Origin of the sequence: Mycobacterium sp. 852002-10029_SCH5224772 (genome assembly GCF_001667315.1) — a bacterium.
Classification (GTDB): domain Bacteria; phylum Actinomycetota; class Actinomycetes; order Mycobacteriales; family Mycobacteriaceae; genus Mycobacterium.
Genome location: NZ_LZHT01000014.1, coordinates 90,972 through 102,826, shown reverse-complemented (window position 1 = coordinate 102,826; position 11,855 = coordinate 90,972). Strand labels below are relative to the sequence as shown.

The following is an 11,855-nucleotide window of genomic DNA, read 5'->3' as shown; positions in this document are numbered from 1 at the left end:
CCGTGGCGGCGCCGATGATCTCGGCGGAGGTCGGGCCCCCGAGCTCCATCGTCGCCGCGTGGATGACGTAACGCGCGGGCATGTCGCCGGCCGTGGTCTCGATCGCTTCGCCGAGCCCGATCGGCGCCTTCTGGGTCGATTCGCGCTGCACTTCGGGCCCGCCCGCGCGCGTTACGTCATCCACGCGGCGACGATGGAGCTCGGGGGCCCGACCTCCGCCGAGATCATCGGCGCCGCCACGGCTTCGACATTGCGCAAGGCCGACGAACTTGGATGCCGCACGCTGGGGTTGGTGGCGTTCGGTACCGGCGTCGGCGGCTTCCCGCTCAACGAGGCGGCCCGGCTGATGGTCGACGCCGTGCGGCACCACCAGCCGGGTTCGCTACAGAAGGTGGTCTTCGCCGTCCACGGTGACGCGGCCGAGCAAGCGTTTCGGGCGGCGGTGCGGGCCTAGCCTTCGGTGAGGTGACGCTCGACCGAGGCGACCTTCTGCGTCATCGCGTCGCTGACCCCGGTGCGCCAGTCGGCCTTGATCACCGTGCTGACCCTCGGCGCGCGGGCGGCCACCGCCTCGACCGCGCGCTGCACCACGGCCATGACGTCCTCCCACGTTTCGCCCTCGATCACCGTGAACATCGCGTCGGTCTTGTTGGGCAGGCCGGACTCGCGCACCACCCGAACCGCATCGGCGACGATCTCGCCGACAGCCTCGCCGACTCCGATGGGGGTGACGGAAAACGCGACCAGCACGGACACCCTTTCGAGCGTACCCACCCGCGTCCCGGCCGGTCTGGCAGCATCGAGACCCATGCGGGTGTTGGTGCAACGGGTCTCCTCAGCAGCGGTGTCGGTCGGCGGCGCGGTGGCGGGCGCCATCCGGCCGGACGGCCAGGGCCTGCTGGCATTCGTCGGCGTCACCCATACCGATGATCGCGACACCGCGCGGCGGCTCGCTGAGAAGCTATGGAACCTAAGGATTCTCGCCGAGGAGCGGTCCGCGGCCGATGTCGACGCTCCCATCCTGGTCGTCAGCCAGTTCACCCTCTACGCCGACACCGCCAAGGGCCGCCGCCCGTCATGGAATGCGGCAGCGCCGCGGGCCATCGCCGAACCGCTGGTGGCGGAGTTCGCGGCGGCGCTGCAGGCCTTGGGCGCCGACGTACAGACCGGGGTGTTCGGCGCGAACATGCAGGTCGAGTTGGTGAACGACGGTCCGGTGACGGTGTTCTTGGAACTCTGACGCCGCCCCGCAGGTACGTTGGGAAAAATCGGCGTTTGGCCGAGGTGACGGGAGGGCGGCCATGGGCACGACACCGGGATTTGGATCGCTCCGCTCCGACGATGACAACTGGGACATCGTCAGCAGCGTCGGCTACACCGCGCTGCTCGTGGCGGGATGGCGTGCGCTGCATGCCATGAGCCCACATCCGTTGGTGCGCGACGAATACGCCAAAGTCTTCATCGCCGCCTCGCGGGACCCGTATTTGGCGGGGGTGCTAGCCAACCCGGGTAGCTCCGAGGACGAGTTGGCCTTCCCGCGCCTGTACGGCGTGCAGACCCGCTTCTTCGACGACTTCTTCCTCGCCGCCGGGGAGGTGGGCATCCGGCAGGCCGTCATCGTTGCCGCTGGGCTGGATTCGCGCGCGTTCCGCCTTGAATGGCCGGACGGCACAAGGGTCTTCGAAGTCGATTTGCCGAAGGTACTCGAATTCAAGGCGCAGGTGCTCGGCGAGCAGGGTGCCGCGCCCAAGGCGCACAGGCTCGAGGTCGCCGCCGATCTGCGCACCGACTGGTCGCGGCCGCTGGAGGCGGCCGGGTTTGACGTGGAGAGCCCGAGCGCCTGGTCGGTGGAGGGGTTGCTGCCCTACCTGACCGACGAGGCGCAACACGCGCTGTTCACCCGGATCAGCGGGCTCAGCGCGCCGGGAAGCCGGATCGCCATCGGCGCGTTGGGCTCGCGCTTGGATCACGATCAGCTCCATGCGTTGGAGGCGAACCACCCGGGGGTCAATGTGTCGGGCAACGTTGACTTTTCGGCGCTGACGTACGAACCACAGTCCGACCCTGCGGAGTGGCTGACCGCGCACGGGTGGGCCGTCGAACCCGTTCGCAACACGCTCGACTTGCAAGCCGGTTACGGAATGACCCCGCCGGAGGTCGACGTGAAGATCGACGGATTCATGCGGTCCCAATACATCACTGCCAGCCGGTGAGGATCAGGACGCGGCTCGCGCGACGTGGCGGCGGTAGTAGCGCCTGCCGTGCAGGCGTTGGTAGTGCCAGGTGATGGTGGCCAGCGCGCCACGTTGGTGCAGCCAGAAACCCTTGGGCGCCTGGATGATCGGGGTGCGGCGTCCAACCTCGACGTCGGCGACGACGACCCCTTCGCCCTCGGTCTGGTCTCGGCAGGCCAAGACCGTGCCGTCGGCGGCGACGATCATGGTGCCGCCCTCGAACCGGCCGGCGTAGTCCAACGGTAGCCACGGCATGCGGCAGTGCAGCCCACCCGCGTGCGCCGCGTGCAGGACCGGGGCCCCCACGTAGCCCGCGAATGAGGCCGCTGCTCGCATGGCGGTGGCCGCGTTGCGCGCCTCCATCCGGCGGAAGCTCGCCTTGGGCCACCAGTCGGGGATCGACCACCAGCCCGAACCGGTCATGGCCAGATCGATACGTCCACGCAGCCGGTGCACCGTTTGGGTGCGCATCAACTCCCAGCAGACCGCCGCACCCACGGTCACGGTACCCGTCTCGATCACGCCGTCGTCGTGGCCACCGACATAAAACGCGTTCTCCCACATCGTCGGCAGGTCTTTGTCGTGACGCCCGGCAACGCCCTCCGCGGTGACGAGAAGGTAAGCGTTGCGCACGTTTCGGTCTGTATCTCGGATCAGCAACGAACCACCGATCATCACGCCGTGCTGCCGCGCAAGGCTCAGCAGAAGATCGGTGGCTTTGCCGTCGGGCGGTAGTGCGGCGTCGGCGAGTTCGGGCCAGAAGCCGACTCCGGTGGTGAAGAACTCCGGCAACGCGATGGTGTCCGCACCCGCGGCAACTGCCCGTTCGACGAGGCGTTCGGTGCTGGCGAGGTTGGCGTCGACGTCGGCGGGCACGGCTTCGAGCTGAATTGCGGCACAGCGCATGATGCTCATGCTGCCACAAAAAGCTACGGCTTCAACAGGATCTTCACATCATCACCCGATCGCGACTCCGCGGTCGCGTAGCCCTTGGCCGCGTCGTCCAAAGGCATTGTCGTGGTGAATATGCCGTCGACATCGAGGCGACCGGACTGCAGCAGCGGGATCAATTCCGGCCAGGTCCGCTGCACCGGCGCGGTGGTCATCCGCAGCGTGATGCTGCGGATCAGGCAGCCCAGGGCGTTGAGGGGAAACGGATTCATGTCGTGCACACCGACCACCGAGACGGTGCCGCCCGGCCGCACGGCGTTGAGCGCCTCGGTCAGGGACGCGTCCGTGGCGACGGCGTCGATCACCGCGTCGGCGCCGCGGCCGCCGGTGGCCTCGAGGATGGTCGCGAGCGCCGGCGCCTTGAGGGGGGTCGCCCCCCACTGTGCGGCACGCTGGAGCCGGCCGTCAACCTGATCAACCGCGAAAACCGTTGCAGCGCCCTGAAAAAGGGCGCTGCGCAGCGAGCACAGCCCGACGGCCCCCAGCCCGATGACCGCCACGGTACCCCCGAAGGGAATGTCGGCCCGTTGTGCCGCCGCCCACCCGGTGGCGAGATTGTCGGTGAGCAACAAAGCCTGTTCGGTGCTGATACCCTCGGGCATCTTCAGCAGCTGGAAATCGGCGGCCGGCACCGCGAGCAGATCGGCCTGCGCGCCACCGAGCACACCCCCGCCGAAGATCTGAAAGCCGGAGTGGCACATGACCGGGTCGTGGGTGGCGCACCCCGCGCAGGCGCCGCAGCCCGCCACCGACGACACCATGACCTGATCGCCGACCCTGACGTTGCGCACCTGCGGCCCGGCTTCCACGACCGTGCCGATGGCTTCGTGGCCGAGCGCGATCGGGTCGGGCATCGGAAAGTCGGCCTCGTAGAAGTGCAGATCGGATCCGCAGATTCCGGCGGCGGTTACCTCCACGATCGCTCCGTCGGGACCCGGGAGCGTTGGGTCCGGGCGGGTTTCGACCCGGATGCTGCGAGGCCCATCGACGACTACCGTGCGCATATCGGTGTGCTCACTTTCCCTGTCGCGCTTGCTCTTTCTGGCGCACTACGAATTGTGACCAGTCGGGTTCGCGCACCGCGGACCAGTACTCGTTGAGACGCCACGGGCTAACGGTGTGAATCTCGCCGTCGGCGTTCTTGAAATACGAGTGCTTGACCGCTGGGTGCGACCACACCATCTTCTTGATCTGGGCCTGTGTCCGGCGGTGCCAGTCCGTGGCGGCCTCGGGTTTCGGCTCCACCGAATGCACGCCGGTCTCGGCCAGGCGCGCCAGGCACTGGTCGATGTAGCGCATCTGCAGTTCGGACTGGAAGATCAGGCTTCCCCCGTGGGCGAGGTGGGTTCCGGGCCCGTAGACGATGAAGAAGTTCGGGAACTCCGGGACGGTGATCCCGAGGTAGGCATACGGCCTGCTCCCCCACATCGCGTGCAGGTCGACTCCGTTGCGGCCGGTGACCTTCAGCGGCCACAGCACATCGGTGTGCCGGAACCCGGTGGCGTAGACGATGACATCGACGTCGTGCGCCACACCGTCCTCGGTGACGATGCCGCGCGGCGTGATCCGCTCGATGGATGTGCGCACCAATTCGACGTTGTCGCGCTGCAGCGTGCGCAACCAGCTGCCGTTGTCCTGCAGCGTGCGTTTGCCGCAGGCGGGATAGTCCGGCATCACCTTGGCCAACAACTCCGGATCTTCGCCGACCTGGCTGCTGATCCACTGAGAGAACATCATGTGCGCGCCGGCATTGATGTCGCTGACGGCGTGATCCTGATCGGCGTAGTTCGGGTCACCCTCGGCGGCGTCCAGGCCCTTGTCCGAGCCGGGCCACAGCACCAGGAACCGGTACCACCTCCCGTAGAACGGCAGGTGTCGCATCGCCCAGCGCACACCGTCGCCGACCTCGTCGTGATACATCGGGTTCGGGAACATCCACTGCGCGGTCCGCTGAAACACCGTCAGGCGCTCGACGTCCTCCGCGATGGCTGGCGCGATCTGGAAACCACTGGCGCCGGCTCCGACGAGCGCGACCCGCTTGCCTGCCAGATCGACCGAGTGATCCCAGGCCGCCGAGTGAAACGATGGTCCTTCGAAGGTGTCGGCTCCATCCAACGCGGGAATGTTGGGACGGTTCAGTTGGCCCACCGCGGTGATGAGCGCACGCGCGTGCACGATGGTCGTCTTCCCGTCGGCCGATCGCAGCGAAACGTTCCACGTGCCTTCGTCGTCGTTCCATTCGGCTGCGAGAACCTCGGTCTGCCAACGTATCTGGTCGGCCAGGTCGTGTTCGTTGATGACCTTTGTGAAATAGTCCCGCAGCTCGTATTGCTCGGCGAAGAAATGGGTCCAGTCGTTGTTGGGTTCGAAGCTGTAGCAATAGAAATGGTTCGCCACATCGACCCGGGCGCCGGGATAGCTGTTCTCCCACCATGTTCCGCCGGGGCCGGCGTTCTTCTCGACGATGGTGAACGGAATGTTGGCTTGCTTGAGGCGCACGCCGGCCAGGATGCCGGATTCGCCGCACCCGATGACCAGTACGGGAAGCTGCGCCGCGCTCTCGGCCGGCAACGCGGCGGGGCGCCGGGGGTCGACGCCGTCGAGGTCCAGCTCTTCGGAGACCAGGCAGAGATAGTCGTCGGGCACGTGCTCACAGGCCGCCCAGTCCATCATTTCCCTGATGAGTTCCGGGCTCAGCGGCTCGGGTTCGGGGCAGCCGCGGTCCCGATACTCGGTGATCACCGACAGCGCCTCGGCGCGGGCGCGCGCCTTGTCCTCTTCCGACATGAAGCCCTGGACCTCGTTGAGGAAGATGCCCATCTGCTTGAAGTCGCGGATGAATCGGGGGTCGCCGGTGATGTGGACGAGCGAGAGCAACAGCGTGGGGACGCTGACATCTTCTAGCGCGGCGGCGATCTCGGGTGTGGCTGTGGTGAAGGGATCGCCGGCGTAGCGGCTGCGCATCAAGGGAGATCCTCTCGCGTGGTGTGGTGGCCAATTACGCTACGCATGGTTTCGTAATTGCAGCACTACGCTACCCGCTCGCTCGGCGCGGGATCAAGCATCGGCAACCACCGCATATCGGCGCGCCGTCCTCGTCCGCCAGGGGCTTTGCGGGGGTGCCGGAAAGTGCTGGTCGGGAGCCGCTGATGGGCGGTGAACCGCATCGCACCACGATTCAGCGACGGGTCGTAGTAACAGGGCGCAGGGCCGGGCCCGCTGGCCACGTCAGTGAGCTCCGTACTAAACTAGAACACGTTCCAATTCGGCGAGCATCCCAGGAGTTGTAATGCACACCCCTATTTGCGACGAACTCGGCATCGAGTTCCCGATCTTCGCCTTCACCCACTGCCGCGATGTCGTCGTGGCGGTCAGCAAGGCCGGGGGGTTCGGCGTGCTCGGGGCCGTCGGCTTCACGCCCGAGCAGCTCGAGATCGAGCTCAACTGGATTGACGAGAACATCGGCGACCACCCCTACGGCGTCGACATCGTCATCCCGAACAAGTACGAGGGCATGGACTCACACCTGTCCGCGGAGGAGCTGGCCGAGACCCTGCGCAAGATGGTGCCGCAGGAGCACCTTGACTTCGGAAAGAAGATCCTCGCCGATCACGGTGTGCCGGTCGAGGACAGCGACGGCGACAGCCTGCAGCTCCTCGGCTGGACGGAGGCTACGGCCACGCCCCAGGTCGAGGTGGCGCTCAAGCACCCGAAGGTGAAGATGATCGCCAACGCGCTCGGCACCCCGCCGGCCGACATGATCAAGCACATTCACGACGCCGGTCTCAAGGTCGCCGCGCTGTGCGGCTCCCCCTCGCAGGCTCGCAAGCACGCCGACGCGGGCGTCGACATCATCATCGCGCAGGGCGGCGAGGCCGGCGGCCACTGCGGCGAGGTCGGCTCGATCGTGCTGTGGCCCCAGGTCGTCAAGGAGGTCGCCCCGGTTCCGGTGCTGGCCGCCGGCGGCATCGGCAGCGGTGAGCAGATCGCGGCCGCGCTGGCTCTGGGCGCGCAGGGCGCGTGGACCGGATCGCAGTGGTTGATGGTCGAGGAATCCTCGAACACCCCCGTCCAGCAGGAGGCCTACGTCAAGGCGGGCAGCCGCGACACCGTCCGCAGCCGGTCGTTCACCGGCAAGCCGGCCCGCATGCTGCGCAACGACTGGACCGAGGCATGGGAGGCGCCGGACAACCCCAAGCCGCTCGGGATGCCGTTGCAGTACATGGTGTCCGGCATGGCGGTGCGGGCTACCAATAGGTACCCGAACGAATCGGTCGACGTCGCGTTCAACCCGGTCGGTCAGGTTGTCGGTCAGTTCACCAAGGTGGAGAAGACGTCGACGGTCATCGAACGCTGGGTGCAGGAGTACTTGGAAGCGACCAACAGGCTGGACGAGCTCAACGAGGCCGCCTCCGTCTGACGACGGAGGCTTGCCTGCCAGCGGGCCTAGACGTCGTCGACGTCTTCCCGGCCGGTGAACACTTCCTTCGTCCGGTCCAGCGCATAGGTACCGATGTCGATGGAGTTCGCAACGATGCCGCTGGCGCCGCCGGCGAGGTCACCCCGGATGATGTCGCCGGCGTGTTCGACGATGTCGGAAGCTTTTTCGACGGCGTTGGTCGCGATGTCCCTCGCCGCGTCGACCGCATCTTTGGGATTGAAGGCCATCTCGAATCTCCTTTTGTTGCCGGGTCGTTGCCCTGAACTCTAGACGCGGTACGGCACCGTTTCTCGCCGGCGGCGAGGCCTACCAGTGTCCCGAGTCAGAAGTGCGCAACCGGTGTGGTTTGGCGTTGTGAGGCCGGCAGGGCTGCGTCGACCGTGGGGCCTGGGCCCTAGTAGTGCACCAGCGAGCGCCAGTAGTCTTCGGGAACTTCGGCCCCCGAGCGCAATATTCGGGCCAGCCCGATGGCCATCGCGATGCCGAGCAGCCCCAGCCAGAGCCCGGCCACCGCGATGATGCCCCACAGCACTTCGGTGACGGCGGGCCACGGCGAGAACACGGCCAGTACCGGCGCGAAGAAGAAGCCGGTGCCGATGTACCACGCCGACCCGGCGCGATCCGACGCCAGGACGTAGCGCAGCCAGCGCGGGACCTGCGCTTGCGCGGGCTGGACTGCGCTCATGCCGTTACCCCTCCGGAGGGAAGAACCCCGCACCGGTGAACCATCCCTCTTGCCACCCTCGATCTCCCAGGCAGAGCATCGGAAGCCCGGCGTCCGACTGCGCGGCGGCCTGGGACCCCGGGCATTTCGCACCGGCTTGCTGCACGCCGTACAGCGGATAGGAGATGACCCAGTAGCCGACGGTGGCCGCGGGGAACTGGTTTGGCGGCGGGAAGTGACAGGCCTCGGCCTGGCCGCTAGGCCCTCGGCCGAAGATGAAGCGCTCGTAGTTGTCGCACGGGGCGCCCAGCGAAGCTTGATAATTCATGCCCGGAACGTCGCCGTCGTAATGCTGGTCGGCGGCCGCGCACGGCGCCATGCCGATCGTGATGCCCGCTATCGAAGCGGCGCTCAGCAATTCCCGAATCATGTTCCACCCCGCCTGTCGTCGCCGGTGACCTGCACCAAAGCATATCGGTCGGGCCGCTCGCCACAAGACGGTTTCGGCGTGCGGCCCCAATGCCCGCTGACGGCTTGCCGCGGCGGAGTAAGCACACCTGAAGAACACGTTCCAATTTGTCCCCGGCGATCTTGCGTCAATGCTTCCCAACCGTGGTCCAGCAATGGTTTCCTTGCACAAGGACGCCTAGACGACTTCGTATCGAGGAGTGCGCCATGTCAACCGTCGAGCCCAGCACCAAGCCGGTTCCCAATCTGCCTCCCGGCTTCGACTTCACCGATCCGGACATCTATGCCGAGCGGCTGCCCGTGGAAGAGCTGGCCGAAATGCGCCGGATCGCACCGATCTGGTGGAACGAGCAACCGATCGGCGTCGGCGGGTTCGACGACGGTGGGTTCTGGGTGGTGACCAAGCACAAGGACGTCAAAGAGATCTCCCTGCGCAGCGACGTGTTCTCCAGCCTGCAGAAGACGGCCCTGCCGCGCTACAAGGACGGCACGGTCGGTGAGCAGATCGAGCGCGGCAAGTTCGTCCTGCTCAACATGGATGCGCCGCAACACACCCGGCTGCGCAAGATCATCTCGCGGGCCTTCACGCCCCGCGCCGTCGAACGCCTGCGCGGCGATCTCGCCGAACGCGCGCGGCGGATCGTCGAAGAGGCGGCCGCCGAGGGGCGCGGCGACTTCGTCGAGCAGGTGTCGTGCGAGCTGCCGCTGCAGGCCATCGCCGGACTGATGGGCGTGCCGCAGGAAGACCGCAAGAAACTCTTCCACTGGTCCAACGAGATGGTCGGAGACCAGGACCCCGAGTTCGCCAGCAATGACGCGATCACGGCTTCGGTCGAACTGATCATGTATGGCATGCAGATGGCCGCCGAGCGGACGAAGAATCCGGGGGACGATCTGGTCACCAAGCTGGTCCAGGCCGATATCGACGGCCACAAGCTTTCCGACGACGAGTTCGGCTTTTTCGTGATCCTGTTGGCGGTGGCCGGCAACGAGACCACCCGCAACTCCATCACCCAGGGCATGATGGCCTTCGCCGACTTTCCGGATCAGTGGGAGCTGTTCAAGCGGGAGCGTCCCGGCACGGCGGCCGACGAGATCGTTCGGTGGGCCACCCCGGTCACGTCGTTCCAGCGGACCGCGCTGGAGGACTACGAGCTGTCCGGCGTGCAGATCAAAAAGGGCCAGCGCGTCGTGATGATCTATCGCTCGGCCAATTTCGACGAGGACGTGTTCGACGACCCGTTCACCTTCAACATCCTGCGCGATCCCAACCCACATGTGGGATTTGGCGGCACCGGCGCGCACTACTGCATCGGAACCAACCTGGCGCGCATGACGATCGACCTGATGTTCAACGCGATCGCCGATGGCATCCCGGACCTCGAATCGATCAACAAGCCCGAACGCCTCCGGTCGGGCTGGCTCAACGGGATCAAGCATTGGCAGGTGGACTATCACACCGACGGAACAGCGAAATCCCCTGTCACGCCTTAAGCTAAGCCGATGCCCACGCATCAAGCTGTCCGGATCCAGTCCGCAGGCGGCCCGTTAGAGCTGGCTGAGGTCGAAACCCAATCACCCCGTCGCGATGAGGTACGGCTGACGGTCGCCGCGTGCGGCATCTGCGGCACTGACGAGCAATTCGTCAACGGGGGGTTCCCGGGGATGTCGTGGCCCCTGACTCCGGGGCATGAAATCGCAGGCAAAGTCACCGAACTCGGCGAGGGCGTCGAGGATTTCGCGATCGGCGATCGTGTTGCGGTCGGCTGGTTCGGCGGGTGCTGCTATCGCTGCGATCAATGCCGCAAAGGCCTGTTCATTCACTGCGAGAACGCGAAGGTACCGAGCTGGCACTACCCCGGCGGATACGCGCAGTCGGTGACGGTGCCGGTGAGCGCACTGGCCCGGATACCGGCCGAGCTCTCCGACACCGAAGCCGCCCCCCTCGGGTGTGCGGGCGTCACCACCTACAACGCCTTGCGTCACACCAAGGCGTTGCCCGGCGATCGGGTGGCGATACTCGGTGTCGGCGGCCTGGGGCACCTCGGCGTGCAGTTCGCCCGGGCGATGGGCTTCGAGACCATCGCGATCAACCGCGGTACCGGCAAGGCCGATGATGCCCGGAAACTGGGTGCCCATCACTACATCGATTCCACAGCCGACGATCCCGCCGACGCGTTGAAGGACTTGGGCGGAGCGACCGTCGTCCTGGCCACCGCGGGCAATTCGAAGGCGATGGCCGCCACGGTCGGCGGCATACTCCCCCAGGGTGAGCTGGTCACCATCGGCGTCACACCCGAGCCGCTGCCGATCAGCCCCGTACAGCTGATAATCCCCGGAGTCAGCATCGTCGGTCATCCCTCCGGGACGGCCAAAGACGTCGAAGACACCATGGCTTTCGCGGTCCTGTCCGGTGTTCGGGCGTGGGTCGAGGAGTTGCCGTTGGCGCAGGCCGCCGAAGGCTATGCGGCGTTGGAGCAGGGGCGGGCGCATTACCGCACCGTCTTGACCATGTGACACCCTCGGTTCGTGAGTTCTGACCAAGGCACGGTGTGGACGATCGGCGCGTCCGACGGTGAATTGTTGCTCCACACCGGTGTTGTCGGCCGAGCGGCACGAATGGGCCATCGTCTCACCATCGCGATGTCGCGCTGGCGTGCCACAGTGAGCTGGGCCGGCTCCCGACCCGTCTCTGCGCAGCTTGCGGTCGAGGTCGATTCGTTCGGCGTGCTGCGCGGTGAGGGCGGCGTCAAAGGGCTCTCCGGCGCCGAAAAGGCCCAGGTCCGGTCCAACGCTTTGAAGTCGTTGAACGCCAGCCGATTTCCCGAGATTCGCTACACCGCAGACGTCATCGGGCAGGCCGACGACGGGTACCGTCTCACCGGCACACTCGAGATCCGGGGCGCCACGCGAGAGCACGTAATCGACTTGCGCACAGAAGATCTCGGAGACTCGTGGCGGATGTCTGGTGAAACTACGGTCCGTCAAACCGATTACGGCATCAAGCCCTACTCGCTGCTGATGGGCTCGGTCCAGGTCGCAGACGACGTTTCGTTGTCTTTTACCGCGCTTCAGGTCAAGGACGGTTGAGTCCCGG

The 11,855-nt window shown here is 66.3% G+C and carries 14 protein-coding genes and 1 pseudogene; 7 read left to right on the top strand and 8 right to left on the bottom strand.

The genetic code is table 11. The annotated features are described in order from the left end of the window. The coding region (locus A5775_RS24620) for a macro domain-containing protein (protein ID WP_369827772.1) at positions 1 to 151 on the bottom strand (151 nt) is incomplete at its 3' end. Positions 152 to 154: 3 nt separating this feature from the next. On the opposite strand from A5775_RS24620, the pseudogene A5775_RS04655 reads away from it, so the two are divergent. Further along, a pseudogene (locus tag A5775_RS04655) lies at positions 155 to 454 on the top strand (macro domain-containing protein); the annotation flags it as partial. Here the strand turns inward: A5775_RS04655 and A5775_RS04650 are convergent. Next, on the bottom strand, positions 451 to 756 hold the full coding sequence (locus tag A5775_RS04650) for an MTH1187 family thiamine-binding protein (RefSeq protein ID WP_067248322.1): 306 nt from the start codon (positions 754 to 756) through the stop codon (positions 451 to 453). The pseudogene A5775_RS04655 and the gene A5775_RS04650 overlap by 4 nt on opposite strands. A gap of 52 nt (positions 757 to 808) precedes the next feature. On the opposite strand from A5775_RS04650, the gene dtd reads away from it, so the two are divergent. Then, complete coding sequence (dtd, locus tag A5775_RS04645; protein ID WP_067248294.1) at positions 809 to 1,240, top strand: D-aminoacyl-tRNA deacylase; 432 nt, start codon at positions 809 to 811, stop codon at positions 1,238 to 1,240. 61 nt (positions 1,241 to 1,301) lie between these two features. After that, positions 1,302 to 2,213 carry a class I SAM-dependent methyltransferase gene (locus tag A5775_RS04640; protein WP_067248291.1) on the top strand — a complete coding sequence of 304 codons (912 nt, stop codon included), beginning with the start codon at positions 1,302 to 1,304 and terminating at the stop codon, positions 2,211 to 2,213. Positions 2,214 to 2,216: 3 nt separating this feature from the next. Here the strand turns inward: A5775_RS04640 and A5775_RS04635 are convergent, their stop codons facing one another. Genes A5775_RS04635 through A5775_RS04625 form a run of 3 tightly spaced genes read right to left on the bottom strand, consistent with a single transcriptional unit; the run spans position 2,217 to position 6,149 of the window. Then, complete coding sequence (locus A5775_RS04635; protein WP_067248318.1) at positions 2,217 to 3,143, bottom strand: carbon-nitrogen hydrolase family protein; 927 nt, start codon at positions 3,141 to 3,143, stop codon at positions 2,217 to 2,219. Positions 3,144 to 3,163: 20 nt separating this feature from the next. Then, complete coding sequence (locus A5775_RS04630) at positions 3,164 to 4,189, bottom strand: alcohol dehydrogenase catalytic domain-containing protein (RefSeq protein ID WP_067248287.1); 1,026 nt, start codon at positions 4,187 to 4,189, stop codon at positions 3,164 to 3,166. 10 nt (positions 4,190 to 4,199) lie between these two features. Further along, positions 4,200 to 6,149: an NAD(P)/FAD-dependent oxidoreductase gene (locus A5775_RS04625; protein ID WP_067248284.1), complete on the bottom strand. Its 1,950-nt coding sequence runs from the start codon at positions 6,147 to 6,149 to the stop codon at positions 4,200 to 4,202. A gap of 325 nt (positions 6,150 to 6,474) precedes the next feature. Between A5775_RS04625 and A5775_RS04620 the strand changes: the two genes are divergently transcribed. Beyond that, positions 6,475 to 7,605: a nitronate monooxygenase gene (locus A5775_RS04620; protein WP_067248280.1), complete on the top strand. Its 1,131-nt coding sequence runs from the start codon at positions 6,475 to 6,477 to the stop codon at positions 7,603 to 7,605. 26 nt (positions 7,606 to 7,631) lie between these two features. Here A5775_RS04620 and A5775_RS04615 read toward each other — a convergent pair whose 3' ends face one another. The 3 genes from A5775_RS04615 to A5775_RS04605 all read right to left on the bottom strand — a co-directional run bounded on the left by A5775_RS04615 (position 7,632) and on the right by A5775_RS04605 (position 8,720). Next, positions 7,632 to 7,853 (bottom strand): hypothetical protein, encoded by a 222-nt coding sequence (locus A5775_RS04615; protein WP_067248277.1) that lies wholly within the window; start codon positions 7,851 to 7,853, stop codon positions 7,632 to 7,634. A 167-nt stretch (positions 7,854 to 8,020) separates the two neighbouring features. Further along, on the bottom strand, positions 8,021 to 8,311 hold the full coding sequence (locus A5775_RS04610) for a hypothetical protein (protein WP_067248274.1): 291 nt from the start codon (positions 8,309 to 8,311) through the stop codon (positions 8,021 to 8,023). Between the two features lie 4 nt (positions 8,312 to 8,315). Beyond that, positions 8,316 to 8,720 carry a hypothetical protein gene (locus tag A5775_RS04605; protein WP_067248270.1) on the bottom strand — a complete coding sequence of 135 codons (405 nt, stop codon included), beginning with the start codon at positions 8,718 to 8,720 and terminating at the stop codon, positions 8,316 to 8,318. 245 nt (positions 8,721 to 8,965) lie between these two features. Between A5775_RS04605 and A5775_RS04600 the strand changes: the two genes are divergently transcribed. Genes A5775_RS04600 through A5775_RS04590 form a run of 3 tightly spaced genes read left to right on the top strand, consistent with a single transcriptional unit; the run spans position 8,966 to position 11,848 of the window. Continuing rightward, a complete protein-coding gene (locus A5775_RS04600) occupies positions 8,966 to 10,252 on the top strand; it encodes a cytochrome P450 (protein ID WP_067248267.1) in 1,287 nt (428 codons plus the stop codon). 9 nt (positions 10,253 to 10,261) lie between these two features. Beyond that, entirely contained in the window at positions 10,262 to 11,275 is a 1,014-nt protein-coding gene (locus A5775_RS04595) for an alcohol dehydrogenase (protein ID WP_067248264.1), read from the top strand. A 12-nt stretch (positions 11,276 to 11,287) separates the two neighbouring features. Then, positions 11,288 to 11,848: a YceI family protein gene (locus tag A5775_RS04590; protein WP_067248260.1), complete on the top strand. Its 561-nt coding sequence runs from the start codon at positions 11,288 to 11,290 to the stop codon at positions 11,846 to 11,848. Positions 11,849 to 11,855: the final 7 nt, after the last annotated feature.